The sequence below is a fragment of the Nocardia sp. NPDC052001 genome (assembly GCF_040680615.1).
Lineage (GTDB): Bacteria > Actinomycetota > Actinomycetes > Mycobacteriales > Mycobacteriaceae > Nocardia.
Genome location: NZ_JBFAXC010000010.1, coordinates 26,215 through 50,288, shown reverse-complemented (window position 1 = coordinate 50,288; position 24,074 = coordinate 26,215). Strand labels below are relative to the sequence as shown.

At 66.3% G+C, this 24,074-nt stretch carries 24 protein-coding genes; 5 read left to right on the top strand and 19 right to left on the bottom strand.

Translation table 11 applies throughout. The features are described from left to right. Positions 1–203 precede the first annotated feature (203 nt). Positions 204–1,091 (top strand): phenylalanine 4-monooxygenase, encoded by an 888-nt coding sequence (locus AB0L82_RS34400; protein ID WP_364646112.1) that lies wholly within the window; start codon positions 204–206, stop codon positions 1,089–1,091. Here the strand turns inward: AB0L82_RS34400 and AB0L82_RS34395 are convergent. Beyond that, entirely contained in the window at positions 1,088–1,705 is a 618-nt protein-coding gene (locus AB0L82_RS34395) for a TetR family transcriptional regulator (RefSeq protein WP_364646109.1), read from the bottom strand. The two genes, AB0L82_RS34400 and AB0L82_RS34395, sit on opposite strands and share 4 nt — an antisense overlap. After that, on the bottom strand, positions 1,695–3,209 hold the full coding sequence (locus AB0L82_RS34390) for an MFS transporter (RefSeq protein ID WP_364646106.1): 1,515 nt from the start codon (positions 3,207–3,209) through the stop codon (positions 1,695–1,697). Before AB0L82_RS34390 ends, AB0L82_RS34395 begins: the two co-directional genes overlap by 11 nt. A gap of 209 nt (positions 3,210–3,418) precedes the next feature. Here AB0L82_RS34390 and AB0L82_RS34385 point away from each other — a divergent pair, with 209 nt between their 5' ends. Then, positions 3,419–4,648 (top strand): serine hydrolase, encoded by a 1,230-nt coding sequence (locus AB0L82_RS34385; protein ID WP_364646519.1) that lies wholly within the window; start codon positions 3,419–3,421, stop codon positions 4,646–4,648. A gap of 2 nt (positions 4,649–4,650) precedes the next feature. Here the strand turns inward: AB0L82_RS34385 and yhjD are convergent, their stop codons facing one another. The 3 genes from yhjD to AB0L82_RS34370 all read right to left on the bottom strand — a co-directional run bounded on the left by yhjD (position 4,651) and on the right by AB0L82_RS34370 (position 7,899). Continuing rightward, complete coding sequence (gene yhjD, locus AB0L82_RS34380; protein ID WP_364646103.1) at positions 4,651–5,664, bottom strand: inner membrane protein YhjD; 1,014 nt, start codon at positions 5,662–5,664, stop codon at positions 4,651–4,653. A gap of 217 nt (positions 5,665–5,881) precedes the next feature. Beyond that, positions 5,882–6,910 carry a tryptophan--tRNA ligase gene (gene trpS, locus AB0L82_RS34375; RefSeq protein ID WP_364646100.1) on the bottom strand — a complete coding sequence of 343 codons (1,029 nt, stop codon included), beginning with the start codon at positions 6,908–6,910 and terminating at the stop codon, positions 5,882–5,884. Positions 6,911–6,966: 56 nt separating this feature from the next. Further along, complete coding sequence (locus tag AB0L82_RS34370; RefSeq protein WP_364646097.1) at positions 6,967–7,899, bottom strand: oxygenase MpaB family protein; 933 nt, start codon at positions 7,897–7,899, stop codon at positions 6,967–6,969. Positions 7,900–8,013: 114 nt separating this feature from the next. Here AB0L82_RS34370 and AB0L82_RS34365 point away from each other — a divergent pair, with 114 nt between their 5' ends. Beyond that, positions 8,014–8,655: a TetR/AcrR family transcriptional regulator gene (locus AB0L82_RS34365; RefSeq protein WP_364646094.1), complete on the top strand. Its 642-nt coding sequence runs from the start codon at positions 8,014–8,016 to the stop codon at positions 8,653–8,655. 12 nt (positions 8,656–8,667) lie between these two features. On the opposite strand, the gene AB0L82_RS34360 is transcribed toward AB0L82_RS34365, so the two are convergent. From AB0L82_RS34360 to AB0L82_RS34350, 3 genes are all read right to left on the bottom strand, one after another. Beyond that, positions 8,668–9,174: a barstar family protein gene (locus tag AB0L82_RS34360; RefSeq protein ID WP_364646092.1), complete on the bottom strand. Its 507-nt coding sequence runs from the start codon at positions 9,172–9,174 to the stop codon at positions 8,668–8,670. Further along, on the bottom strand, positions 9,174–9,677 hold the full coding sequence (locus AB0L82_RS34355; RefSeq protein WP_364646089.1) for a ribonuclease domain-containing protein: 504 nt from the start codon (positions 9,675–9,677) through the stop codon (positions 9,174–9,176). The genes AB0L82_RS34360 and AB0L82_RS34355 overlap by 1 nt, the downstream gene beginning before the upstream one ends. Positions 9,678–9,808: 131 nt before the next feature. Next, the gene (locus AB0L82_RS34350) at positions 9,809–10,615 is read right to left on the bottom strand and encodes an exodeoxyribonuclease III (RefSeq protein WP_364646086.1); all 807 of its coding nucleotides are present in this window, start codon (positions 10,613–10,615) and stop codon (positions 9,809–9,811) included. Positions 10,616–10,677: 62 nt separating this feature from the next. Here AB0L82_RS34350 and AB0L82_RS34345 point away from each other — a divergent pair, with 62 nt between their 5' ends. Further along, complete coding sequence (locus AB0L82_RS34345) at positions 10,678–11,538, top strand: alpha/beta hydrolase (RefSeq protein WP_364646083.1); 861 nt, start codon at positions 10,678–10,680, stop codon at positions 11,536–11,538. Positions 11,539–11,620: 82 nt separating this feature from the next. Continuing rightward, positions 11,621–12,439: an SAM-dependent methyltransferase gene (locus tag AB0L82_RS34340; RefSeq protein ID WP_364646080.1), complete on the top strand. Its 819-nt coding sequence runs from the start codon at positions 11,621–11,623 to the stop codon at positions 12,437–12,439. Positions 12,440–12,443: 4 nt separating this feature from the next. Here AB0L82_RS34340 and AB0L82_RS34335 read toward each other — a convergent pair whose 3' ends face one another. The 11 genes from AB0L82_RS34335 to AB0L82_RS34285 all read right to left on the bottom strand — a co-directional run bounded on the left by AB0L82_RS34335 (position 12,444) and on the right by AB0L82_RS34285 (position 24,053). After that, positions 12,444–13,991, bottom strand: a complete 1,548-nt coding sequence (locus AB0L82_RS34335; RefSeq protein ID WP_364646077.1) for a PTS ascorbate transporter subunit IIC — start codon at positions 13,989–13,991, stop codon at positions 12,444–12,446. A 15-nt stretch (positions 13,992–14,006) separates the two neighbouring features. Then, complete coding sequence (locus AB0L82_RS34330; RefSeq protein ID WP_364646074.1) at positions 14,007–14,855, bottom strand: PTS sugar transporter subunit IIA; 849 nt, start codon at positions 14,853–14,855, stop codon at positions 14,007–14,009. Between the two features lie 59 nt (positions 14,856–14,914). Further along, a complete protein-coding gene (locus AB0L82_RS34325) occupies positions 14,915–16,681 on the bottom strand; it encodes a long-chain fatty acid--CoA ligase (protein ID WP_364646071.1) in 1,767 nt (588 codons plus the stop codon). Between the two features lie 35 nt (positions 16,682–16,716). Next, complete coding sequence (locus AB0L82_RS34320; RefSeq protein ID WP_364646068.1) at positions 16,717–17,556, bottom strand: SDR family oxidoreductase; 840 nt, start codon at positions 17,554–17,556, stop codon at positions 16,717–16,719. 31 nt (positions 17,557–17,587) lie between these two features. After that, positions 17,588–18,466, bottom strand: coding sequence for an alpha/beta hydrolase (locus AB0L82_RS34315; protein ID WP_364646065.1), 879 nt, complete (start codon positions 18,464–18,466; stop codon positions 17,588–17,590). After that, complete coding sequence (locus AB0L82_RS34310) at positions 18,463–19,728, bottom strand: acyl-CoA dehydrogenase family protein (protein WP_364646063.1); 1,266 nt, start codon at positions 19,726–19,728, stop codon at positions 18,463–18,465. Before AB0L82_RS34310 ends, AB0L82_RS34315 begins: the two co-directional genes overlap by 4 nt. 19 nt (positions 19,729–19,747) lie before the next feature. Then, entirely contained in the window at positions 19,748–20,626 is an 879-nt protein-coding gene (locus AB0L82_RS34305; RefSeq protein ID WP_364646060.1) for an SDR family oxidoreductase, read from the bottom strand. 41 nt (positions 20,627–20,667) lie between these two features. Next, positions 20,668–21,531, bottom strand: coding sequence for a MaoC/PaaZ C-terminal domain-containing protein (locus AB0L82_RS34300; RefSeq protein ID WP_364646057.1), 864 nt, complete (start codon positions 21,529–21,531; stop codon positions 20,668–20,670). Position 21,532: 1 nt separating this feature from the next. Next, positions 21,533–21,970: an SRPBCC family protein gene (locus tag AB0L82_RS34295; RefSeq protein ID WP_364646054.1), complete on the bottom strand. Its 438-nt coding sequence runs from the start codon at positions 21,968–21,970 to the stop codon at positions 21,533–21,535. 54 nt (positions 21,971–22,024) lie between these two features. After that, positions 22,025–23,230, bottom strand: coding sequence for a lipid-transfer protein (locus tag AB0L82_RS34290; RefSeq protein WP_364646051.1), 1,206 nt, complete (start codon positions 23,228–23,230; stop codon positions 22,025–22,027). Between the two features lie 178 nt (positions 23,231–23,408). Then, positions 23,409–24,053 (bottom strand): TetR/AcrR family transcriptional regulator, encoded by a 645-nt coding sequence (locus AB0L82_RS34285; RefSeq protein ID WP_364646048.1) that lies wholly within the window; start codon positions 24,051–24,053, stop codon positions 23,409–23,411. Positions 24,054–24,074 lie beyond the last annotated feature (21 nt).

Sequence of the window (24,074 nt, the reverse complement as noted above, 5' to 3'; positions counted from 1 at the left end):
CGATAACCCGATCGAAGGCCGCCCGCACTGCAATGCGGGCGGCCTTCGCCGTGCCGGGTGCAATTCGGGCCATTGGGCGCGCTGCACACCGGCCAGCGGTAAGGCAGCCGTCGACTCACCCACGCGGCCCGTTCAGCTTGGCAATTTGCTCAGCTGAGCGGGCATTTGTTGTCTGAATCACACGGTGGTGATTGCATCAGGATATGTTCACCGAGGGTCAGCTGTACTCGCCGGTCACGCAGGGCGATGACGGCAATGTGCTGGTGCATCTGAGCGATGAGCATCCCGGCGTGCACGATCCCGAGTACCGCGCGCGCCGCAATGCGATCGCCGCGATGGCGTTGAATTACCGGGCGGGCGAGCCGGTGCCGCAGGTCCAGTACACCGAGGAAGAACAGCGGGTGTGGCGGATCGTCTCCGCCGAATTGGCGTTCAAGCGCGCGAAGTACGCCTGCACCGAGGTGGTGGAGGCGGCCGATCGGCTGAATCTGCCCACCGATCACATTCCGCAGCTGGACGAGGTGTCCGCGAAACTGTTCCCGCGCACCGGATTCCGTTACGCGCCCGCCGCCGGGCTGGTGCCGCTGCGGGAGTTCTTCGGTTCCTTCGCGGATCGGATCTTCCACTCCACCCAGTACATTCGGCATCATTCCGCGCCGCTGTACACCCCGGAACCGGATGCCGTGCACGAAATCCTCGGCCATGCCAATCAATTGGCGAGTCCGCGCTTCGCCGCGCTGTACGAAACGGTGGGCGCGGCGGTGCAGCGGCTCGAAACCGAGCGCGCGCTCAAGTTCCTGGCGGATGTGTTCTGGTTCTCGCTGGAATTCGGCGTCGTCCGGGAGGACAACGAAGTCCGTTGTTACGGAGCGGGTCTGCTGTCCTCGTTCGGTGAGATCGAGGAGTTCCGCGGTGCGCGGCTGCGGCCGTTGAACATTGCCGAGATGGGCACCGCCGTCTACGACATCACGCACTATCAGCCGATCCTGTACTGCGCGCGATCGATCACCGAGCTCGAGGATGTGGTGGGCGGCTTCTTCGCCACCGTCGATGACGAGGCGGTGGCGGCGCTGACCCGGCAACCGGTCTAGATGCGCATCCCCGACTCCAGGAAGGTGATCACCCGGATGATCTGTTCCTGACTGAACGGTTCGTCCCCGACCAGCGCGAACATGGCCCCGGTGAGCGCGCCGACCAGCGCCCGCACCTCGAAATCGGTATCGGGTCGCCCCAACCGCCGCGCCACGATGCCGGACATGAGGGTGATATTGCGCTCGAATTCCCGTGCCACCGCACCGCGTAACTCCGGTACCGAGTACACCAGCGCCACCCGGTTCTTCTCGAATTCGAAGATCTCCGGGTCCATCGCGCCGAACGCGTCGATGGTGGCGTCGCGGATGGCGGCCAGGATCGGTTTGTCCTTGGGCTGCCGGTCGATGGCCTCGATCATCACCGGGTCCAGGTCGTCGGCCAGCACCAATTGCTCTTTGGACGGGAAGTACCGGAAGAAGGTGCTCGGCGAGACGTCGGCGGCTTCGGCGATCTGCTCGATGGTGGTCTCGGTGTAGCCCTGTTCCCGGAAAAGCCGGAACGCCTCGGAGCGAATGGTGCGCCGAGTGCGTTCCTTCTTCCGTTCCCGCAGGGTCGGCCGGGGCCGACTCGCGGGTTCCTCGGAGATCAGTGCGTGGGTGGACTCAGCCGGCATGAACCGATTGTGCCGCATCGTTCTCGGGCTCCGGTGCGACCGGCTGGGACCGGGTGAGCAACAGGGCGAGTGCGGTGGCCGCCAGGGTGATCCCGGCGCACACCCACAGCATGACGCTCATACCGTCGACGAACGCGGTCTGGACGTGGGTGAGCACGGCCGGATCGCCGAGTTTGCGAGCCACGCCGACACCGGCGTTGACGCCGTCGGAGATGGGATCGCGATTCAATTCGCCCAGGCTGGATCGGTACTGCGTGGCGAGCACCGTGCCGAGGATGGCGACGCCGATGGTGCCCGCCGCCTGGCGCAGCGCCTGCAACAGTGCGGAGCCGGACCCCGCGCGTTCGGCGCTGAGATCGCTCATGGCCAGGCCCATGGAGGCGGGCATGATGAAGCCCATACCGAGGCCGACCAGGGCCAGCGCGCCCGCCGCGAGCCCGTATCCGCTGTCGATGGTGATGCGGGCGGCGGCGCCGAGTCCCACTGTGAGGAAGGCGAATCCGAGCGAGAGCACCATACGCAGGCCGATCCTGGGCAGCAGTTTGTCCACGGTCCGGCTGCCGACCAGCAGGCCGCCGATGAGCGGGAGCAGGCGCACGCCGCTGCCGAGGGTGTCGGTGCCGAGTACGGACTGGAAGTACTGCGGCATGGTGAAGAACAGGCCGAACATGGCGAAGTTGACGATGACCATATAGACGGTGCCCCAGCGGAATCCGGGTGCGGCGAAGAGTCCGAGGTCGATCAGCGGATGTTCGGTGCGCCGCTGCCACAGTACGAACGCGCCGAGCAGCAGGGTTCCGGCGGCCACTGCCGCCCAGCCCGGACCGTTGCTCCATCCTTCCTGCCCGAGTCGGATGAAACCGTAGGTGAGCCCGAGCATTCCGGCCACGGACAGTGCGATGCCGGGCAGATCGATGCGGAAGACGCTGCCGCTCTTGGATTCCGGAACCAGCAGGGCGACGGCGGTGGCGCCGACGATGACCAGCGGCACATTGATCAGGAAGACCGATCCCCACCAGAAGTGCTGCAGCAGCCAGCCGCCGAGGATGGGGCCGAGCGGGAGCCCGATGGCGGTGGAGGTGATCCAGATGGTCAGTGCGCGTTGCCGTTCCGTCGGATCGGGGAACAGTCCGGGCAGCACCGCCATGGACAGCGGCATCATGGCGGCCGCGGCCACGCCGAGCACCACACGGGCGGCGATGAGTTGTCCGGAGGATGCCGCGAAGGCGCAGGCGATGGAGGCCGCGCCGAACAGCAGTAGGGCGGCGAGCAGTAGCTTCTTGCGGCCGTAGCGGTCGCCGAGCGCGCCCGCGGGGAGCATGACGGCGGCGAGGGCGAGGGTGTACGCGCTGCTGAACCACTGCAGCGCGCCGGTGTCGGCGTGCAGGTCGACGGACAGGGTGGGCAGCGCGACGGTCAACACGGTGACGTCGAGGCCGATGGTCAGCATGGCGACCGCTAGGGCGCCCAGGGCCAGCCAGCGGCGCACTCCTGGCTCTTTCATGACAGTTCCAATCATTTGATGCCAACTAGATAATGAGAGCGTCTCTCATTTGCTAGTGTCTGTCAAAACTTGTCGTGTCATGCTCGCCTCTAAGCTCGGTGGCGATGATCATCCGCAGGCATTCGCGCCGAGACCCCAGTTCCGCCGGAACACCCCGGCGACGCGTATCCCTCATGGCCGCAGCCGCATTGGCGGCCGGACTGACCGCGATGACGGGCGTGACCTACGCGCCCCTACCCCTGGCCACGGCACAACCGCCGACCACTTCGCCGACCCCGTTCACCACGCCGAATACCGACAATTGCCCGAACAAGACCACTCCGCCGCCGCCCATCGACACCTCCGAGGTGCCCGCACCCGGTGAGAGCGCACCCAAACCGCTGCCGATTCCGAATCCGCCCATCGGCGGGGACCGGCTCGGCGGCTGCGGTGTGGTGCTGCCCTCGGGCGCGCCCGGGCTGCCGGAGGGTATTTCCGCGACGGCGTTCGTGGTGTCGGACCTCGATACCGGCAAGGTGCTGGTGGCCAAGGATCCGCACGGGCGCTACCGGCCCGCCTCCACCATCAAGGTGCTGCTGGCGGATGTGGCGCTGCGCGTACTGGATTTGAACAAGGTGGTGATCGGCACCCAGGAGGACGCCAACGCCGACGGCACCCGGGTGGGTATCGGACCGGGTGGGCGATACACCAATCGGCAGCTGTTCCAGGCGCTCATCATGGCATCGGGTAATGATGCGGCGCATGCCATCTCGGCCCAGCTGGGCGGCGACGAGGCGACCGTCGCGAAGATGAACAGCATGGCGGATCGGTTGCAGGCCAAGGACACTCGCGCGGCCACGCCGTCCGGGCTGGACGGTCCGGGGATGAGCACCTCGGCCTACGATCTGTCGCTGCTGTTCCGCGATGCCATGACGCTGCCGCTGTTCGCGGAGTTGATTCACACCGAACAGGTGGATTTCCCCGGCTATCCGGCCGATCCGAAGAACACCGATGACAAGGATCATCCGGGCTATCCGATCGGCAACGACAATCACCTGCTGTTCGAATACGACGGTGCGCTCGGCGGTAAGACCGGATACACCGATGACGCCCGGCAGACCTTCGTGGCGGGCGCGCAGCGCAATGGGCATCGGCTCGCGGTGACGCTGTTGAAGGCGGATGTGCTGCCGTTCCGCCCGTGGGAGCAGGCGGCGAAACTGCTGGATTACGCGTTCGCGCTGCCGTCCGGCGCGAGTGTGGGTCAGTTGCCGAATGCCTCTGCCAAATCCACGGATTCGACCGTGGTGGTGGCGAGTCCGCCGGTGATCGCGTCCACCGAGCCCGCCGATGACACCGCGTCCGACCATCGCGGGCTGCGCAATACGCTCATTGTCGGCGGCGTCATCCTGGTGCTGGTTTTACTGGCCGGTGCGCGCCGGATGAACCGCCCCCGGCGCTGACCTCAACGCCTGCGCAGGGCTGAAATCGCCGCTCCGGCAAGCGCTCCCGCACCGAACAGCGCCGCGCCCGTTCCGGCCGTGAGCCCCGGACCCGCGATCCGGGGTTCGATGACGGCCGGGGCGGGCGCCGGAATATCCGCCGGGACTTCGTTTTCCGTCGCGGTGGCCGCCCAGGCGGTGGCGAACAGGATGATGCGCGCGGTGAAGTAGCTGAACACCATCAGGCCGATAATGGGTCCGAAGGCCACACCGGCCGGGCCGTTCACCACCGAGCGCAGGATGATCGAGGCGAGCTGTTTGAACGCCTCGAATACCACCGCCGCGATCAGCGCGGCCCGGGCGGCGCTGCGGAAGGTCACCGGATGCCGGGGCATGCGCGCGATGACCCAGACGAATACGGCCCAGTTCGCGAGGACGGCGAGCAGTAGCGACAGCACGGTCAGCAGCACTGTGATCCAGGCCGATTCGCTGATATGCCAGCGCTCCAGCAGTTTGCTGATCAATCCACTCGACGCCAATATCGACAGGCCCAGGGATATCCCGATGGCCAGGAACAATCCGATGAGCGCGAGCAGATCCGAGAGCTTGGTGACCGCCCAATTGCGATCCTTGCTGGGCTGGTCCCACTGCTCGGTGAGCGCCGCCCGCAGGTTCGCGATCCAGCCGAGCCCGGCGTACGCACCGGTGGCCAGGCCGATCACGCCGACGCCCGCGCGCGAGCGCACCGCCTGGGTGATCAGGTCATTGATCTGGTCGCCCGCCGCGCCCGGAATGTTCTCGACGATCTTGTCCTGAATTTCCTTCAGCCACTCCGGATTTCGGGACAGTACGAAACCCGCGACCGCGAATCCGACCATGAGCAGCGGAAACAGCGACAGCACGGTGAAATACGTGATGCCCGCGGCGTAGTAGTCGCCGCGCTGGCGCTGATAGCGGCCACCGGCGCGCACCAGATGATCCAGCCAATGCCTGCGCTGGATCTCGCGCTCGATTCTGGCCTGTATCTTGCCGAACACCGCCACCTCCGCAATGCCCCGGCGCACGGTGCCGGACCGGAAGGCCACTGGCCGTCGGTCGGGCACCCGCGCGTGAGTTCTACCGGCGAACTACCTCTTTCACACGGAGGTAAACATGTTCGCCCTGGTCAGGCCTCTACTCTTCCATCTCCCGGCGGATGAGCGGGGCAAATGCGGTGCGCGTCGGCCGAATCGCGACCTTCGCCACAGCTATCGCTCAGCGCGGCAGGAAGCCGACCCGCTCGTACACCTGGGCCAGGGTCTGGCCGGCGACCTCGCGGGCGCGCTGTGAGCCCTCGATGAGGATGCGGTCCAGTTCGGTCTGATCGGACATGTATTCGTCGACCTTCGCGCGCAGCGGGGTGACGAATTCGACCAGGGCGTCGGCGGTATCGGATTTGAGGTCGCCGTACCCCTTGCCCTGGTAGTTCTCCTCCAGCGTGACGATCGGGGTGCCGCTGAGCGAGCTCAGGATGACCAGCAGATTGCTGACGCCCGGCTTGGTCTCCGGGTCGTAGCGGATCTCGCGTTCGGTATCGGTGACAGCGGAGCGGATCTTCTTGGCCGAGACCTTGGGATCGTCCAGCAGATTGAGCAGGCCCGCATCGGTCTGGGCCGATTTGCTCATCTTGGCGGTGGGATCCTGCAGGTCGTAGATCTTGGCGGTGCCGGTGACGATATGTCCCTCGGGCACCACGAAGGTCTTCTTGTAGCGAGTGTTGAAGCGCTGCGCCAGGTTTCGGGTCAGCTCCATATGCTGGCGCTGATCCTCGCCGACCGGCACCAGGTGCGGGCGGTACAGCAGGATGTCGGCGGCCATCAGGATCGGGTAGGTGAACAGGCCGACGGTCGCGTTCTCCGAACCCTGTTTGACCGACTTGTCCTTGAACTGGGTCATCCGGCTGGCCTCGCCGAAACCGGTGATGCAGCTCAGCACCCAGGTCAGTTCGGCGTGCTCGGGTACCTGGCTCTGCACGAACATGGTCGCCCGTTTGGGGTCGACGCCCAGGGCCAGCAGCTGGGCGGCCGCGACCTTGGTGCGGTGGCGCAGCACCTTGGGGTCCGGCGGATTCACCGTGATGGCGTGCAGGTCCGGAATGAAGTAGAAGGCATCGAATTCGTCCTGCAGCGGCACCCAATACTGCAGCGCGCCAAGGTAGTTCCCCAAGTGGAAGGAATCGCTGGTCGGCTGGATCCCGGACAGGACCCGCTGCTTGCGTTCGGCGGAAGGTGCAGGACTCGACATGTTCAGATCTTCGCACGCCGGTCGAGCCGAATTCCGCGCGGTGCCAACGGGCGTTCTCAGCCCGCTCTGGCCGCCAGCGATAGCGGATCCACGCCCGGCATGCTCGGACGCCCCGAGGCGACGAGTCGCTGTTCTCGGCGTGTCGCGAGACGGTAGAGGGGGTAGCTGGGGCCGGTGAGTTGGGCGCGCAGCAATTTGGGGGCCAGGGGCGGTGAGTAGTGCGCGGTGCGGAGGGCCTGGGCGAGGGTGCGGCAGGCGACTTCCTCGCGAATGCCCCAGTTCAGCTCGTACATATCGCGAATGCGCGGCGGGAGGCTGCCCTGGACGAGCAGGTTGAAGCCGCCGAGGGCCTGCTGCACCGGCATCGGCATGGGGTAGGCGACGCGCTGGCCCATCAGATAGGAGCCGACCAGTTTGGCTTCGTCGGTGAGGAAGACCTCGTCCGAGGCCAGGTAGCCGTCGTAGACGCGGCGGAAGTCGGCGTAGGTCGCGGGCGCGGCCTCACGCGGCATGCCGAAGAGTTCACCCCAGCGGCAATAGTCCTGATAGAGACCCTCGCGCTCGTTCGGGGTGAGTTTGCGGACCAGCAGATCGTGCATGACCTCGGCGGAGTCGAAGGTGAAGGCCATGGTCATGAACATGAGCTGTGGATCGTGCGCGGAGTACCGGGTGCCCGCCGGATTGCGCTCCCCCGCGTCCTCGGGCAGTGCGCCGCTGACGGTGCTGTGCCGCTTGCGGGTGAAGGCGCGGGCCCGATCGGCTTCCTCGCGGGTGCCGAGGGAGACGGCCTCGAAGAGCTTGCCGGTCAAGGCGAGTCGCGTGTACGGCGTGGTCCGATGCTGGGTGTTCTCCGCGGTGCCGACGTAGAGCAGCGGGTGCACCGCCCCGATGACCAGTGCGCGCTGCCCGTAGGTGAGCCCCACCGCGCGCTTGCGCATGACCCGCCTGATCATCGAGTCATCGGAGAAGTACCCGGTCTGTGCAGGCATCGTTGCCTCCTGGTGCGCTGTGGCGCAGGCCACGCCATCTGGAAATAGAGTCCCCCAGAATCACAATTCTGGCAAGACCTACTACCAGAATCGCGGCCATGCCAGAATCAACCCGTGACCGGGCAACGGACCTACGGCGGCATATCGGCGGCGGAACGCCGCACCCAGCGCCGCGCCGCCCTGCTCGACGCCGCCCTCGATATCCTCGGCACCCAGGGCCTGGACAAGCTCACCGTCTCCGCGCTCTGCTCCGCCGCGGGCCTGAACGAGCGCTACTACTACGAGAATTTCGACAGCCGCGAAGCGGTCCTGTCCGCGCTGTTCGACACCATCGCCGAAGAGCTGGCGACGGCGCTGATCACGGCGGTGCACACGGCCCCCGCCGCGCCCCGCGCCAAAGCCCACGCCGCCATCACCGCCGGGATCGAACTCCTCACCGAGGACCCTCGAAAAGCCCACGTGGCCTTGATAGTCAGCTCAGCCACCCCCGAACTCCGCACCCGCACCATCCACACCACCAAGGTGTTCGCCAACCTCGTAGCGGCGGAGGGCATCGACTTCTACGGCCTCACCGAAGCCGACCCCGACCCCGTAATCACCTTCCGCGCAACGTATCTGGTGGGCGGCCTCATCCAGACCCTCACCTCCTGGCTGCACGGCGACCTCCCGCTCACCCGAGCCGAACTCATCGAGCACACCACCGACGTGTTCGTCCTACTCGGCGAGGATCTGGCCACCCGGCTCCGCGCCGAGTAGCTCCGGGAGACCTCAACCGCGCGTGGCGTTCTCCGACCAGGTCAGCGGCACCGCGTCGATACCCCCGGGAACGGCGTCCTGAAGCACCACCCGCAGCGCCACACCCTTGGCCGACCAGACGGCGGCGGCATCGGTCATGGCCTCGGCGAACCACTCCCGTTCGGCGGGCTGATCGGCCAACAGCAGCGCCGCATTGCGGACGACCACGACGTATCCCTGTGCCGGGCCGACGAATTCATCGAGGTCACGCAGGCATTCATCGAACGCGTCCTTGTTCTGCCCGAAGTAATAGGGGAACTGGAACGCGGCCGCGAACTCATCGAAAACCTCAGCGACAGTCCGCATCTTGCGAGCCCGCAGCTCCCGCGCGATATAGCTGTCCGGCAATTGGCTTCGCACACCGGAGAACTCGGCCGCACCGACCGGCAGCACCCCCAGCACCGGAGTCGCCACACTCGCGCTCGCACCGGAAACCGGTGCGGTGGAGAGGAACTGCGAAAGCGATATCGCCTCGGTCATCAGCGCATCCTCGTGAAAGTGTTGTAGTGGTCCCCGGTGTAATAGGCCGAACCGTCACTCCCGGTGACGATCCGCTCGGCATCGCGCCCCTGTCCCGCCTTCTTGGGATTCACATCCCATTCCTGATACGTGATCTTCTTCCCCCCGGAATCCTTGGCGGGCAAATCCCCGCCCCGATTCATCCAGGTATCCCCGCCGTGCGTCCCCGGCGCATTGGCCGACCCCGGCCACCGCCCCGCATCGATCTCCACCAATGTGGCGTACGCGCGATCCGGCACACCCGGCGCGCGGGTGCCCGTAACCTCCGCCGCCCCAGGCACAGTGGTGCGCGGCCCGGGTTTGGGCGCGGTGGTCGTCTTTGCGGCCACACTCGCGGTAACCGAGGTCTTGCTCCCGGTATTGGTGTCATGACCGCCACCGCGCGACACCAGGACGGCCACCAGCACCATCACCAGCGCCCCGCCGAGCACCAGCCACGCACGCGTCTTGGACGAGATATTCACCGGCACTGCACCCCACTGATCACGCGGCCGTCAGTCATAACTGAGGAATCTACGTCACCCACATCCCCGCTATCCGCCGACAGATCCGCGCCCGGTCCGGATCGAAGCCGAGACGGGCGCGGAGAAAACGGTCAGCGGTATTGGACCGTCACGGGGGCGTGGTCGGACCAGCGTTCGGCGTAGGTGGCCGCCTTTTCCACTACCGCCTGCTTGGCGCGCGTGGCGATATCGCCTCGGGCCAACTGGTAGTCGATGCGCCAGCCTGCGTCGTTGTCGAAGGCGCGGCCTCGGTAGGAGTGCCAGCTGTAGGGGCCGGGGACGCCGGGGTTCAAATCCCGGACTACGTCGCGGTAGCCGGCGGCGAGCATGGAGGAGACCCAGGCTCGTTCCTCGGGGAGGAAGCCGGAGTTCTTGATATTGCCCTTCCAGTTCTTGATGTCGAGTTCGGTGTGGCCGATATTCCAGTCGCCGCTGATGACGAAATCGCGGTCGATGGTGGTCATGCGAGCGCCGATGGCATCGAGGAAGCGGTACTTCTCGTCCTGCATGGGGGTATCGGCCTCGCCGGTATGGACGTAGACCGAAGCCACGGTGAGGTCGTCGAAGTCGGCTTCGATATAGCGGCCGAGCGCGGCGAATTCGCTCACCGGAGTCCAGGTTTCGCCCTCGAACGCACCGACGCCGATGCGGACGGCGTCGGGAGCGCGGCGGGAGAGGATGGCTACGCCCGCACGGCCTTTCACGCCGGGTTCGGCATGGGACAGGAACCAGCCCGCATCCAGCGCGGGAGCCAGCACGCTACGGGTTTGCTCGTCGGTGGCTCGGGTCTCCTGGAGGCAGATGATGTCGGCCTCGGTGACCGCTAGCCAGGCGAGCAGTCCCTTGGGGGCAGCGGCGCGCACTCCATTGACGTTTACCGTGCTGAGGATTTTGGGCACCCCCAAACGTACAATGCCGATACCGAACCTTCTCCATGGACATCGAGGTCCAGGAAGGGGTGATGACGATGACGTCAGGCACCGCCAAGCCCACCGCCCCGCTCGCTCCCATGCGCGCCATCCATACGGGCTCGGGGGACCCGCTGCTGCTGTTGCACGGATTCATGATGTCGCCGCACTGCTGGGAGCAGGTGGCGAACCGGATGGCCAGTCATTGCGAGGTGTTCGCTCCGGCCTTCACCGGGCATTGGGGCGGACCGGATCTCGAGGGCTGGTACCTCGATGTCAGTGCCCTTGCCGATCGGGTGGAGAACCAGCTGGACGAATTGGGCTGGCGCACCTGCCATATCGCGGGCAATTCGCTCGGCGGCTGGGTGGGTTTCGAATTGGCGCGCCGCGGCCGGGCCCGCACCCTCACCGCTATCGCCCCGGCGGGCGGCTGGCAAACCCCGTCCGCGCTGCAGGTTCGGGTGGGTTTGAAGTTCCTGTCGCTGGTGCCGGTGGTGGAGATCGGCAAACATCTGCCGGACGCGATCGCGTTCAGCGCGCCGGTGCGGCAGGCGGTGGCGATGGTGTTGAGCAAGAACACCGCCGCGGCCCCGCGCCGCGCCATCGAGGCGGCCATCACCTCGGCCCTGCACTGCCGAGCCATGCTGCCGATGATCGCGGGCGCGCTGCGCGCACCGGATCTGGAGGATATGTCCACGCTGAAAACCCCTGTCCGCCTGCTCATGTGCGAGAACGACCGGATCATCCCGTACCGCGCGTACGCCAAACGATTCCTGCGCGAACTCCCCGAGTCGGCGGATCGCATCGTCATGCACGATGTGGGCCACGTGCCCATGCTGGAGGCGCCGGACCGCATCGCCACCCTCATCGCCGAGCACGTCTACGCCAGCCGCACCCGCCTGCGCGCGGTCTGAAATCGATTCGGCCGGAACGGAACACTCGGACACTCGACTACGATTGTCGGGGTGAAGGGGGCCCTGAGAGGGGAGTGTTCAGATGGCTGATGGCATACCGGTGGACCAGTCCAAGCCGAGTATCGCGCGGGTCTACGACTACCTGCTCGGTGGCAAGGACAACTATGCCGCCGATCGGGCGGTCGGCGACTATTTCAAGAACGATCTGCCGGGCTCGGTCGCGATAGCGTTCTCCAACCGGCAGGCGCTGATTCGCGCCGTGCACGAGATGACCAGGCTGGGGATCACCCAGTTCCTGGATATGGGCAGTGGGCTGCCGACCGCCGACAATGTGCATCAGGTGGCCAAACGGCTGGTCCCCGATGCCCGGGTGGTCTATGTGGACAACGATCCGATCGTGCTGACGCACGGCCGGGCACTGCTGGCCACCGATGCCAGCACCCAGGTCATCCAGGCCGATCTGCATGATCCGGCGGATATCCGGCAGCATCGGGAGGTCAAGCGGCTCATCGATTTCGACCGGCCGATCGGCGTGATCTTCAGCGCCACACTGCATCACCTGCAGGATGAGGAGAAACCCGCAGAGGTGGTGCGCTTCTGGGCCGAGCAGGCGGTGCCGGACAGCCTGTTCTACATCTCGCATTTCCGTTCCGGCCACAATGCGGAGACCCAGGCGGCCGAGCAGATGCTGCAGGCCACCTTCGGGCGCGGCCGCTGGCGCACCGAGGAGGAGATCGAGGACCTGTTCGGCGAACTCGAGGTGCTCGAACCCGGCCTGGTGCCGTGCGCCCGCTGGAAGACCGGTACCGACACCGCCGATGTGCCGCGAATCGGTTCCGGCCCAATGGAGTTGACCGTCTGGGAGCAACTCATCGCCTGCGGTATGGCGCGCAAGCGGTAGCCGGTCATTCCGGCGGGGGCGGCACGGGTGCGCCCTGCGGCGGCGGTATCTTCGCGTACCGCCGCACACCCACCTCCGGCGGCACCTCGTAATGCGCCGCGGGCGGGATGATTCCGAGGATGGCATCGCGCCGCGCACCCGGATCCCAGCCGGTGGCAACGACTTTCACCTGCACCAGCATGGCGGCCAGCAGAATCACCACGCCGATGAGCAGCGACAGCGCGATCGCGCCCCAGCCGCCCAGTTTGGCGGCGGTGCCGATGGCCGTGCCGAACCAGCCGAAGTCGGCGTCACCGAAGGTGGTGTTCTCATCGCCGAAGGGCCCCAGCACTTTCAACAGCAGCGCGGGCAGAATGGTGATGAGCAGGCCGTTCACGAAAGCGCCCAGCACCGCGCCGCGACGACCGCCGGTGGCGTTGCCGTACACCCCCGCCGCACCGCCGGTGAAGAAGTGCGGCACCAGTCCGGGCAGCACCAGCGCCAGCCCGAACGCGGGATTGAGAATCCAGGTCAGCACGCCAAGCATGACGAGACCGCCGACGAAACTGCTGATGAAGCCGAGCAGCACCGCGTTCTGCGCGTACGGGAACACGATCGGCGCGTCCAGCGCGGGAATCGCACCGGGCACCACGCGCGCGGCGATGCCCTGGAACGCCGGAACCAGCTCACCCAGAATGGTGCGCACACCGAAAAGGATGACGGCGACGGCGATTCCGAATTGCAGACCCTGGCTCACCGCTTTCATGAGGTAGTTGCCGACATCGGTCGCCCCGGTCTCGAACGCCTGGAACGCGGTGTCCTCACCCACCCGCACCAGGTAGACGATCGCCAGCGTCAAATACAGGATCACCATGGACAGCGCGGTCGCGACCATCGAATCCCGCAGGAAGCGCAGCCCTTCCGGCAGATTCATCTCCTCGGTGCTGCGACTGCGCTTGCCGACCAGCTGCCCGGTCGCGCCCGCCGCGATATATCCGGCGGTGCCGAAATGCCCGATCGCCACATCGTCACCGCCGGTCACCCGCCGCGTATACGCCTGCGACAGTGCGGGCAACGAGACCATCACAATGCCGAGCAGAACGCCGCCGATGACCACGACCACCGGTGTGGAGAACCCCGCCACCGCGAGCACCATGGTCAGCATGGTCGCCATGAACAGCATGTGATGCCCGGTGAGGAAGACATAGTGCAGCGGTGTGAACCGCGCCAGCGCGAGGCTGATGGCGAAGCCGAGAATCATCAACCAGGTGACCTGCGCACCGTATTCGGCCTGCGCGATGGCCACGATCGCCTCATTGGTGGGGATGACCCCGTGCGCGCCCAGCGCCCCCTGGATCATGATGCCGAGTGGTTTCAGCGACAGCACCACCAGTCCCGCGCCCGCACCGATGAGCAGGAATCCCAGCGTCGCCTTGATCGCCCCGCCGACCACCTGCCCGGCGGATTTGCGCAGCGCGATCAGCCCGACCGCGGTGATGATGCCGATGAGATAGGCGGGCTGGCTGAGGATCTCGTTGACGATGAACTTGGCAATGGCCAGTACGACGTTCACTGCGGGCTCGCCTTCCTACACGTCGAAGAGTTCGCGCAGCCTGCGGTCGACTTCGGCTGTGCTGGTGAAGTTCTCCACGACCTCCACCGGAATACCGACATCCCCCAGTGTTTTCGCGATCTCCCCCGAGGTGAGGATGGCGACCGCCTCGCTCGCCTTGCCCTTGGCCGAAATGGTGTCGGTGGCTTCGACATTCACGTACGGCGACCATTTCCAGCGGGTCAGCACCTTCTCCAGGGTGCTCTTGAGGAACAGGCTGGTGCCGACGCCGTTCCCGCACACGGTGAGGATGGTGACCGGTCCGCTGCCGCGCGCTGCTCGGGAAGTCGTTGCCGCCGTATCGGTTTCAGTAACCGGCTCGGGCTCGGGCTCCGCGACGGGGGTGGCCACGACGGACGGCATGGTCCCTTCCGCCGCATCCTCCCCCGCGATCAGCGCCCGCAGTTCGCGCGGTGTCGCCACCGCCCGCAAGCGTTCATCCGCACCCGCTTCCAGCAGCAGCCGGGCCAGCGCGGCCATGGCATCGGTGTGCACCCCGGAGTCGGTGGCCGCCAGCGCGACCACCAGATCCACCGGATCATTCGGGCTCCCGAACGCGACCGGCTCGCGCAATCGCACCCACGACATTCCGGTGCGCTGCACCGCCGGTGAGGGCCGGGCGTGCGCGAACGCGAACCCGGGGGCGATGACGATGTACGGCCCGTTGTCCTCGACATTGCGGATCATCTCGTCGGTGTAGTCGGCCGTGGCCACGCCCGTGGCGGTCAGCAGGCTACCGGCGGCGGCAATGGCCGAACGCCAGTCCTCGGCGGGCACATCCAGTTCGATCGCGTCTTCGGGGAGCAGATCCGACAGCGATGTCATGCCGCGATAGTCGCACGAACCGACCGTCAGTTATCTTTTGGCACACCGTACGGCCGGAATCACTCGTACAGCGCCTCGATCTCGGCGGCGTACTTCGCGGCGATCGGCTTGCGCTTGAGTGACATCTTCGGGGTCAGCTCATCACCGCCCGGCTCCCATGTCACGGGGAGCACCGTGTACTTCTTGATCTGCTCGACGCGCGCGAGCCGCTCATTGGCGGCTCGGACCCCCGCTTCGATGACCGCCAGCACGCCCGGATCGGCGGCGAGCACCGCGGGCGACACGTCGGACAGCCCGTGCTGTGCGGCATAGGCGGCACAGGCGTCCGGATCGAGGGTGAACAGCGCGGTCACGAACTTGCGATTGTCGCCGATGGCGATGGCCGCGCCCACCAGCGCACAGCTGACCTTCACCGCCCCTTCGATATTCGACGGCGACATATTCTTGCCCGCCGCGTTGATGATGAGTTCCTTCTTGCGATCGACGATGCGGATATAGCCGTCCGCGTCGATGGTCCCGATATCGCCGGTGTGCATCCAGCCGTCGGCGTCGATGGCCGCGGCGGTCTGCTCCGGATCATGCCGGTACCCGCGCATGATGAGCGGTCCGCGCACCAGCAGTTCCCCGTCGTCGGCGACGGTGACCTCGGTACCGGGCAGCGCCGGGCCCACGGTGCCGATCCGAATGCCGCCGGGCCGATTCAGGGTGGCGGCGGCCGAGGTCTCGGTCATTCCCCAGCCCTCGTACACCGGAATGCCGAGTCCCAGAATGAAAGCCATGGCGTCCGGTGCGATGGGCGAGGCTCCGGTGACGGCGGCGCGCACCTGATCCAAGCCCATTTTCGCGCGCAGCGTGCGCAATACGAGCCGTTCCGCCGCCTCGTGCTGCCAGCGCAGTGTGAGCGGAATCGGCCGCCTATCCGAATCGCGCCGCGCCACTTCGATTCCCACTCCGATGGCCCAGCCGACCAGCGCGCGCTTGACCGAACTCTCCTGCGCCACGATGTTTTCGATACCGGCCTTGAGCCGGTACCAAATGGCGGGCACCGCGAGGAACAGCGTCGGCCGCACCTCCGCAAGCGTGGCGACCAGCTGTTTGGGATCGGCCACCGTGGTGACCTGCACGCCCTCGATGAGATTGTTGTAATGGCAGAAGGCACGGTTCGCCAAATGCGCGTCGGGCAGATACGAGATCACCCGATCCTGCGGACGCACGTCGAAAACCCCGTCGACGGCGGAGAATTCGGCCAGCATATTGGCGTGCGTCAGCTCGACGCCCTTGGGCGGCCCGGTGGTGCCGGAGGTGTAGACCAGCGTCAGCAGCGAATCCGCCCGCACCGCACGCCAAGCCGCGTCGAAATCGAAGTCGGGCGCGGACAGCCCGGCCACCTCGTCGAGCGTGTACCCACCCTCGACCGGCCCGTCGACACAGATGAAATGCCGCACCCGCCCGTCGATATTCGCGGCCCGCAGCTTATCCACGAACTGGGACTCGGTCACCACCACCTTGTTGCCCGCATTGCCGAACAGATGCGAAACCTGTTCCGCCGTAAAGGTGTTGTAGATGGAGAACGGCGTCGCGCCGGTGTGCAGTACGGCCGTATCGGCCAGATGGAATTCCGGCACATTGGTGAGCATGATCGCCACCGTGTCCCCGGCCCGCACGCCGAGCGCGGTCAGTCCGGTCGCCAGTTCGCGCACTCTGTCGGCATACTCGCGCCAGGTATAGCTCGGCGTCCCGCCCGGACCGCGCAGCGCCACCCGATCCGGATGGCGGGCGGCGGTGGCTTGAAAAGCCGCGCACAGGCTGATTGGCTTTTCGGTCAACGTGGATCCCCATTCAGGTTTTTCGACAACGTGATTCAGTCGTCCAGGCCCCGAGCGCGCTGTTCGTAGGCGCGGCGCGCGTCCTGATCGACTTCGTCGAGAAAGACGTGTTCGAGGCCGAAGGCCCGGCCCAGCGCCTCACTCGCCCGGCGCGGCATGTAGTGCTGCGAGGCCACCAGCAGTCCGGCGAGCCGGGTGACCGCCACCCGCCGCCGCGGCTGCGCGATGAGTTTGGCGACCGCCTCGGCGATATCCCCCGGTTCGGCGTTCTTGAGGCCCTTGGCCCCCTGCGTACCCGCGATGAGTTCGGTATTGGTGAAGGTCGGCAGCACCGAACAGAAATTCACCCCGGACTCGTGATATTCGAGCCGCAGCGTATCGGTGAGCGCCAGCACCGCCGCCTTGCTCGCGCAGTAGGTGGCCAGCCCGGGCGTGGTCGCCTCCCCCGCCAGCGAGGCGATATTGATGACGGTTCCCCTGCCGCGCGGCAACATTCGCTGCGCGGCCAGCTTGCTGCCCACCGCCACCCCGTAGACATTGATATCCAGAATGCGCCGGGTGACCCGCTCCGGCTCCTGATCGAAGGCCCCGACCGGCATGATCCCGGCATTGTTGACCAGCACGTCGACCGGCCCCAGCCGCCGCTCCACCTCATCGAGGAAGGCGGAGAATCCGTCCGGATCGGTGACGTCGAGTTTCCCGTACACCTCCAGCCCGAGATCCGCGCCGGACTCCTTGACCTTGGCCTCGTCGACATCGCCGATGGCGACCTGCGCGCCGAGGTCGCGCAGGCGGCGGGCGGTCGCGAAACCGATACCGCGCGCGCCGCCGGTGATGACCACTACTTTTCCGGAAATCACAGTTGCCAGCGTCATTTCGTCTCCTCGATGCCGGAGCGGGGATATGTCATCCAGCGTGCTCCCGATGCCCGTCCGCGCGGGCCAGAATGCCGAGCACGAGTGCGGTCACGTTTTCCGGCTCGTCCAGCTGTGGGCAGTGCCCGGCTTTCGGTAGCACCGTGAGCTCACTGCCCGGCAGCAGGGCGTGCAGTTCGCGGCTCGCCCGCACCGGGATGATGCGATCCTTCGCGCCGTGCACCACCGACACCGGACAGGAGACGGTGCGAGCACCGTGCCCGCTCGGATGTTCGCGGGCGTATCGGACAGCGTCCCGCCCGCGTTCGGCCGCCGCCGCCATATTCGGCACCGACCGCAGCGCGGTGGCGACGAATTCGGGATCGGCACGATATCCCGGGCCGTAGACGAACCGCTGCACGCCGTGTCGAACCGTCCAGTGCACCAGGCGATCCGGCACCGGCAGCCGACCGGCGAGGTCGAACAGCCGCCGGAACTCACCGAGCCGCACCACCCGCGCGGGCAGATGTCGCGCCAGCAGCGGTTCGTCCAGGGTGACGAGCCCGCGTACGCGCCCCTCCCGATCGCGCGCCGCCGCATGCAGCGCGGTGGCGGCTCCCAGCGAATTGCCCACCAGCACAACGGGTCCGTGCGCCGCGATGAGCGCGTCCGCGAAGCCGTCGAACTGCGGCGTCAGCGCCCCGGGCCGCCGCGCATCGGCCAGGCCGAAGCCCGGCAGATCCACGGCGACGGCGCGCCGCCCGGCCGCCGCCAGCCGGGTCAGCACACCGCGCCAGGTGTCGGCGCTATCGCAATATCCGTGCAGGAGAACAACTGTCGGTCCCGTCCCCGCGACCGACAGTTCCCGCGTCCGCACCCCGGCGTACTCCCGCGCGGCCTCGATCACCACGCTGTGATCGGAGCCGGTCATCGCCCGAGTAATCCCTTCGCCACATGGGTGACCTGGATTTCATTGCTGCCCGCGTAGATCATGAGCGATTTGGCGTCGCGCGCCAGCTGCTCCACGTGATACTCGGACATGTAGCCGTTGCCGCCGAAGAGCTGCACCGCCTCCATGGCGACCTCGGTGGCGGTCTCCGAGCAGTACAGCTTCATGGCCGAGGCCTCCGCGAGCGAGGGCTGCTTACCCGCGCGACCGCGTTCCAGCACGCTGAACACCATGTTCTGGATATTGATGCGGGCGATCTCCATCTTCGCCAGCTTCAACTGCACCAGCTGGAAACGCCCGATCTCCTGGCCCCACAGCTTGCGATTCTTGGCGTAATCCAGACAGAGCCGGTGGCATTCGTTCACGATGCCCAGCGCCATGAAGGCGACGCCGACGCGCTCGGCGGTGAAACTCGTTCGGGCGCTGTCGCGTCCGTCACCGCCCTTGTGCTCCTCGGTCTCGCCGAGCAGGCGATCCTTGGACAGCCGCACATTGTCGAAGAAGAGCTCACCGGTCGGCGAGGCGTGCAGCCCCATCTTCTTGAACGGCTTGCCCTGCGCGAAACCCTCCATACCCTTGTCGAGTACGAAGGTCAGCACCTTGCGATCGCGCTTGTCCGCACCGTCGCCCTCGTCGAGCTTGGCGTAGACGACCACCACATCGGCGAACGGGCCATTGGTGATGAAGGTCTTCTGGCCGTTGAGGATGTAGTCCTCACCGTCGCGGCGGACGTAGGTCTTCATACCGCCGAAGGCGTCCGAGCCCGAATCCGGTTCCGTGATCGCCCATGCCGCAACCTTTTTCATGGTCACGATATCGCCGAGCCAGCGTTCCTTCTGAGCCAGCGTGCCGCGCGACATGATGGTGGTCGCGCCGAGACCGATGCTGACACCCATGGCGGTGACCAAACCCATGCAGACGCCGGAGAGTTCGGCGATCAGCACCGCCATCATCGATTCCTGCCCGGCGAACGGGCCGCCGTCGCCGGACTTGCGTTCCTTCTTCTCCGGCAGCGGTTCTCCCGCGGCGAGCGCTTCCTCCCGCTTACGCTGCTTGGCCAGCAGTTTCTCGATCGACTCCGCACCCAATACGTCGATTCCGAACTCGCTGAACAATTTCCGGATGATCGGGTACGGCGACACCTCACCGCTGTCCAGACCGTCCAGCTGCGGGCGGATCTCCTTGTCGATGAAACCGCGCACCGCCGAGCGGATCAGTTCATCGGTCTCGGACCATTCGAACATCGTTGTTCTCCAATTGGTCTCAGGGCAGGCGGGCGGCGATATCGTCGACCAGCCACGGCCCTTCGGTTTCGATGGTCTTCACGTCATGCCAGCCCGCGAGTTCGGAGATCGCACCGCCCTGCACGGCGAACACCTTGCCGTTGATCGGGCACTTCTCGGTGGCCAGGTACGCCACCAGCGGGGAGATATTGGCCGGGCTGAAGGCGTCGAAATCGCCTTCTTCCACGGCTTCGGCCTCGGCGGCCATCATCGCGCCCATACCCGGGGTGGCCAGGGTGAGCCGCGTACGGGCAATGGGCGCAATGGCATTCACGCGCACGCCGTAGCGGGCCAGCTCATCGGCGGCCACCAGGGTGAGCGCGGCGATACCGGCCTTGGCCGCACCGTAATTGGCCTGTCCGGCATTGGGCACCGTGGTGCCCGAGGCCGAGGCGGTATTGATGACCGCGGCATTGGGCTGATTGCCCGCCTTGGACTGATCCTTCCAGTACGCGGCGGCGTGATGCAGTACCGCCGCATGCCCCTTCAGATGCACCGCGACCACCGAATCCCACTGCGACTCATCCATACCCGCGAGGAAGGCGTCGCGCAGGATGCCCGCGTTGTTGACCACCACGTCGAGCCGCCCGAATTCCGAGATGGCCTGCTCGACAAGCTCTTTCGCACCCGCCCAGTCCGCCACACTACTGGTGTTCGCGATCGCGCGCCCCCCTGCGGCGACGATCTCGTTCACCACCTCCTGCGCGGGCCCGGCATCCGCGCCCTCACCGGAATTGCTGCCGCCCAGATCGTTCACCACGACGGCCGCGCCCTCCCGCGCGAACAGCAGCGCGTGCTCGCGGCCGATACCGCGGCCCGCGCCGGTGATGACGGCGACCCGTCCTTCCAGTGCTCCCATGTCCTGCTCCCTTACGGATTCGAAAAGTCTTGTGCCCGAACTCAGTCGGCGATGACGGCGAGGCCGTCGGTCAATACCAGGTCTGCACCGCGGCCGGTTTCGAAGGCGTAGGTGGTTTCCCCGTTCTCGGCGCCCTTGCGCCAGATGCGGGTCTCCAGGTCGTCACCGGGGAAGACCATCTTGGAGAAGCGCACCGCGAAGCGGCGCAGGCGGCCGACATCGAAGCCCGCCGTTTCGGTGAGCACCGCCCAGGAGGACATGGCCATGGTGCACAGGCCGTGCGCGATGATGCCGGGCAGGCCCGCGTCCTTGGCGACCTGCTCGTCCAGGTGCAGCGGCACCGGATCGCCCGAGGCGGGCGAATACCGGTACGTCTGATCCAGATCCACGTGCGCGGGCACGGTGAACAGCGCGGGCTGTTCGGCCAGTGCCGCGTCGAAGCGGTGCGAGGGCGCGCCGTCACCGACCTTGGGGCCCGCGTTCACATTGCGGAAGAACGCCGTCAGATACTGCTCGTTGACGAGTTCACCGTCCTGCGCCCGGCATTCGATGAGGATGGTGATGGTCGAGCCATTGTCCTTCCCCTCGTAGCCGATGGCCTTGGCCCGCGATACCAACTGATCGCCGGGGCGGATCGGCCGGTGGAAGTGGAAGTCCTGCTCGCCGTGCACGACCCGGCCGAAGATATCCATCGGCACCACCTCGAGCACCGGCATCATCATGGCCTCGAAGACCGGGACGATGCCGAAGATCGGCGGTGCGACAGCGCCTTTGAGGTGCGCTTCGATGGGATCGTTGGTGGCGGCCGCGTATTCGGCGATGCGCTCGCCGGTGACCTCGAAGGGTTCCTCATCGCTCCAGACATTGAGCCCGGATGCGTTGAATTCGACTGCGCTGCCGCCCATCTCAGGCCGCCGTCGCCAGCGCGTCGAGCGCGGTCAGCGTCTTGTCGAGCTGGTTCAGGCCGTCCTTCTCGACCGCCTTGCCGAGTGCGCCCTTGATGAGCGCGCCCTCGAAGTCACCGGAGACGGAGAATTTGCTGCCGGTGCCCTCGGGGGTGATGTCGAAGGCGAACTGCACCTTCACACCCGCCATGCCGGTTCCGCTGAGTACCAGGCGATTCGGGGTGTCGACGCTCTCCACCACCCATTCGATCTTGTTCGCCATGCCCAGCATGAGGATCTTGGCGACCAGTTTGGAGCCGGGGGCCAGCACGGCCGGGGGCTCCTCCAGCCAGCGCTCGTGAATGGAGAACCACTTGTCCCAGGTCTGCGGATCGGAGACGACGGCCCACAGGGCGTCCGGGGAGGCGGTCAGGTCCTTGCTGGCTTCGATATGTCCCATGAGAGGTGCTCCTCGTCGAGTCTTGTGATGAAAGCTGTTCGGGTACTGCGTGATTCAGCGGTCGGCGCGCTGGTAGGCGGTGATGACCGCCGCGCCGCCCAGGCCGATGTTGTGCTGGAGGGCGGCGGTGACGTTGTCCACCTGCCGCTTGTCGGCGGTGCCGCGCAGTTGCCAGGTGAGTTCACTGCACTGCGCCAAACCCGTTGCGCCCAAAGGATGTCCCTTGGAGATGAGCCCGCCGGACGGGTTCACCACCCACTTGCCGCCGTAGGTGGTCTGACCCGCGTCGATGAGCTGACCGGCCTCGCCCTCCTTGGCCAGGCCCAGGGCCTCGTACAGCAGCAGTTCATTGGCGGAGAAGCAGTCGTGCAGCTCGATGACCTGGAAGTCCTCCGGGCCCAGGCCCGCCTGCGCGTAAACCTTCTCGGCCGCTTGCACATTCATGTCGTAGCCGATGAGGTTCTTGGCGCTGCCGTCGAAGGTGGACTGGAAATCGGTGGTCATGGTCTGCCCGACGATCTCCACCGCCTGCCCCGCCAGATCGTGCCGCTCCACGAATTCCTCGCTGGCCAGGATGGCCGCGCCGGAACCGTCCGAGGTGGGCGAGCACTGCAGTTTGGTGAGCGGGTTGTAGATCATCCGCGAGTTCAGGATGTCCTCGAGCGAGTACTCCTCCTGGAACTGCGCGTACGGGTTGTTCACCGAATGCTTGTGGTTCTTGTAGCCGATCTTGGCGAAATGCTCGAGCGTGGTGCCGTACTTCTCCATATGCTCGCGGCCGGCCGCGCCGAACATCCACGGGGCCACCGGGAACAGCACCTCGGAGATCTCCGCGAGCGCCATCACATGCTTGGCCATCGGCTGTTCGCGGTCGTCATAGCTGGAGCCCAGTGAGCCCGGCTGCATCTTCTCGAAGCCCAGCGCCAGCGTGCAGTCCGCAAGCCCGCCCCGAATCGCCTGTGCGGCAAGGTAAAGCGCGGTGGAACCGGTGGAGCAGTTGTTGTTGACGTTCACCACCGGGATGCCGGTCATGCCGAGTTCGTAGACCGCGCGCTGGCCCGAGGTGGATTCGCCGTACACGTATCCGACGTACGCCTGCTCGATCTCCCGGTAGTCGATGCCCGCGTCCGCCAGCGCCTTGGTGCCGGACTCGCGAGCCATATCCGGGTAATCCCAGCTGCTGCCGTCCTCGTTCTTGCGTCGCCCCGGCTTCTCGAACTTCGTCATGCCGACGCCGACGACGTAGACCTTGTTCGCCATCGAACTCCTCACATCAGGCCGCCCGCCATCGGGCCGGTTAGAAACAAACATACAAAGCTGTATGTAAGTAGGCAAGAGGGCATGGCGAATCGACAGATGTGCGCACAAGATCACCAGTTCACGCGCATGGCGCGGAACATACAGGTGAGATGGTGAAAAGCCGCTGAATCCGGAGGGATCAGTCGGCGATATACAGGTCCGGCATGACGGACTTGGCTACCAGGTGCAGCTGCGCCGACGCGCGCAGCCAGCGCCGATGCGCGCGGGCCGGATCCGGGGAGATGAAGTTCGTGACCAGGATCCCGCGCAGGGTGTCCATGGCCGTGTACGCGAAATCGCGAACGCTCTTGCGGTGCATCTCATTCGGCACCAGCTGTGCCACCGCCAGCAGCACCGCGTTGTTGACGTACGGCTCGACCTTCTCCATCTCCACCGCCAGCACCGGATCGGTGCGGCTGGCCACCCACAATTCGATGGCGGCGATGAACAGCGGCCCCTGATGCAGCTCCCACATGAACTCGAGCGCCGTACCCAGCGGATCCCCGCCCGCCCGCACCCGCCCGATCTCCTGCATGGCGGCCTCGGTCCGGCGCTGCGCCAGATGACTGATGGCCGCCACCACCAGATCGGTCTTCGACCCGAAATGATGCACCTGCGCACCCCGGGTCACGCCCGCCCGCTCGGCCACCCGCGGCGTCGTGGTTCCGGCATAACCGAATTCGACGAGGCATTCGATGGTGGCGTCCAGCAACCGCACCCGCGTCTCGGTGCTCCGCTGCTCCTGCGTGCGGCGCGGCGGCTTCGAGACATCGGACCTGGTCATACCACGGATATTACACTTACA

Bases quoted from the DNA above. Each gene is read 5' to 3' on its own strand.
- AB0L82_RS34310 (WP_364646063.1), bottom strand. From the start codon at position 19,728: ATGTTCGAATGGTCCGAGACCGATGAACTGATCCGCTCGGCGGTGCGC.
- AB0L82_RS34330 (WP_364646074.1), bottom strand. From the start codon at position 14,855: ATGACATCGCTGTCGGATCTGCTCCCCGAAGACGCGATCGAACTGGAT.
- AB0L82_RS34370 (WP_364646097.1), bottom strand. From the start codon at position 7,899: ATGCCTGCACAGACCGGGTACTTCTCCGATGACTCGATGATCAGGCGG.
- AB0L82_RS34340 (WP_364646080.1), top strand. From the start codon at position 11,621: ATGGCTGATGGCATACCGGTGGACCAGTCCAAGCCGAGTATCGCGCGG.
- AB0L82_RS34290 (WP_364646051.1), bottom strand. From the start codon at position 23,230: ATGGCGAACAAGGTCTACGTCGTCGGCGTCGGCATGACGAAGTTCGAG.
- AB0L82_RS34390 (WP_364646106.1), bottom strand. From the start codon at position 3,209: ATGAAAGAGCCAGGAGTGCGCCGCTGGCTGGCCCTGGGCGCCCTAGCG.
- trpS (WP_364646100.1), bottom strand. From the start codon at position 6,910: ATGTCGAGTCCTGCACCTTCCGCCGAACGCAAGCAGCGGGTCCTGTCC.
- AB0L82_RS34285 (WP_364646048.1), bottom strand. From the start codon at position 24,053: ATGACCAGGTCCGATGTCTCGAAGCCGCCGCGCCGCACGCAGGAGCAG.
- AB0L82_RS34395 (WP_364646109.1), bottom strand. From the start codon at position 1,705: ATGCCGGCTGAGTCCACCCACGCACTGATCTCCGAGGAACCCGCGAGT.
- AB0L82_RS34295 (WP_364646054.1), bottom strand. From the start codon at position 21,970: ATGGGACATATCGAAGCCAGCAAGGACCTGACCGCCTCCCCGGACGCC.
- AB0L82_RS34305 (WP_364646060.1), bottom strand. From the start codon at position 20,626: ATGGGAGCACTGGAAGGACGGGTCGCCGTCATCACCGGCGCGGGCCGC.
- AB0L82_RS34300 (WP_364646057.1), bottom strand. From the start codon at position 21,531: ATGGGCGGCAGCGCAGTCGAATTCAACGCATCCGGGCTCAATGTCTGG.
- AB0L82_RS34400 (WP_364646112.1), top strand. From the start codon at position 204: ATGTTCACCGAGGGTCAGCTGTACTCGCCGGTCACGCAGGGCGATGAC.
- AB0L82_RS34345 (WP_364646083.1), top strand. From the start codon at position 10,678: ATGACGATGACGTCAGGCACCGCCAAGCCCACCGCCCCGCTCGCTCCC.
- AB0L82_RS34360 (WP_364646092.1), bottom strand. From the start codon at position 9,174: ATGACCGAGGCGATATCGCTTTCGCAGTTCCTCTCCACCGCACCGGTT.
- AB0L82_RS34385 (WP_364646519.1), top strand. From the start codon at position 3,419: ATGACGGGCGTGACCTACGCGCCCCTACCCCTGGCCACGGCACAACCG.
- AB0L82_RS34320 (WP_364646068.1), bottom strand. From the start codon at position 17,556: ATGACGCTGGCAACTGTGATTTCCGGAAAAGTAGTGGTCATCACCGGC.
- AB0L82_RS34315 (WP_364646065.1), bottom strand. From the start codon at position 18,466: ATGACCGGCTCCGATCACAGCGTGGTGATCGAGGCCGCGCGGGAGTAC.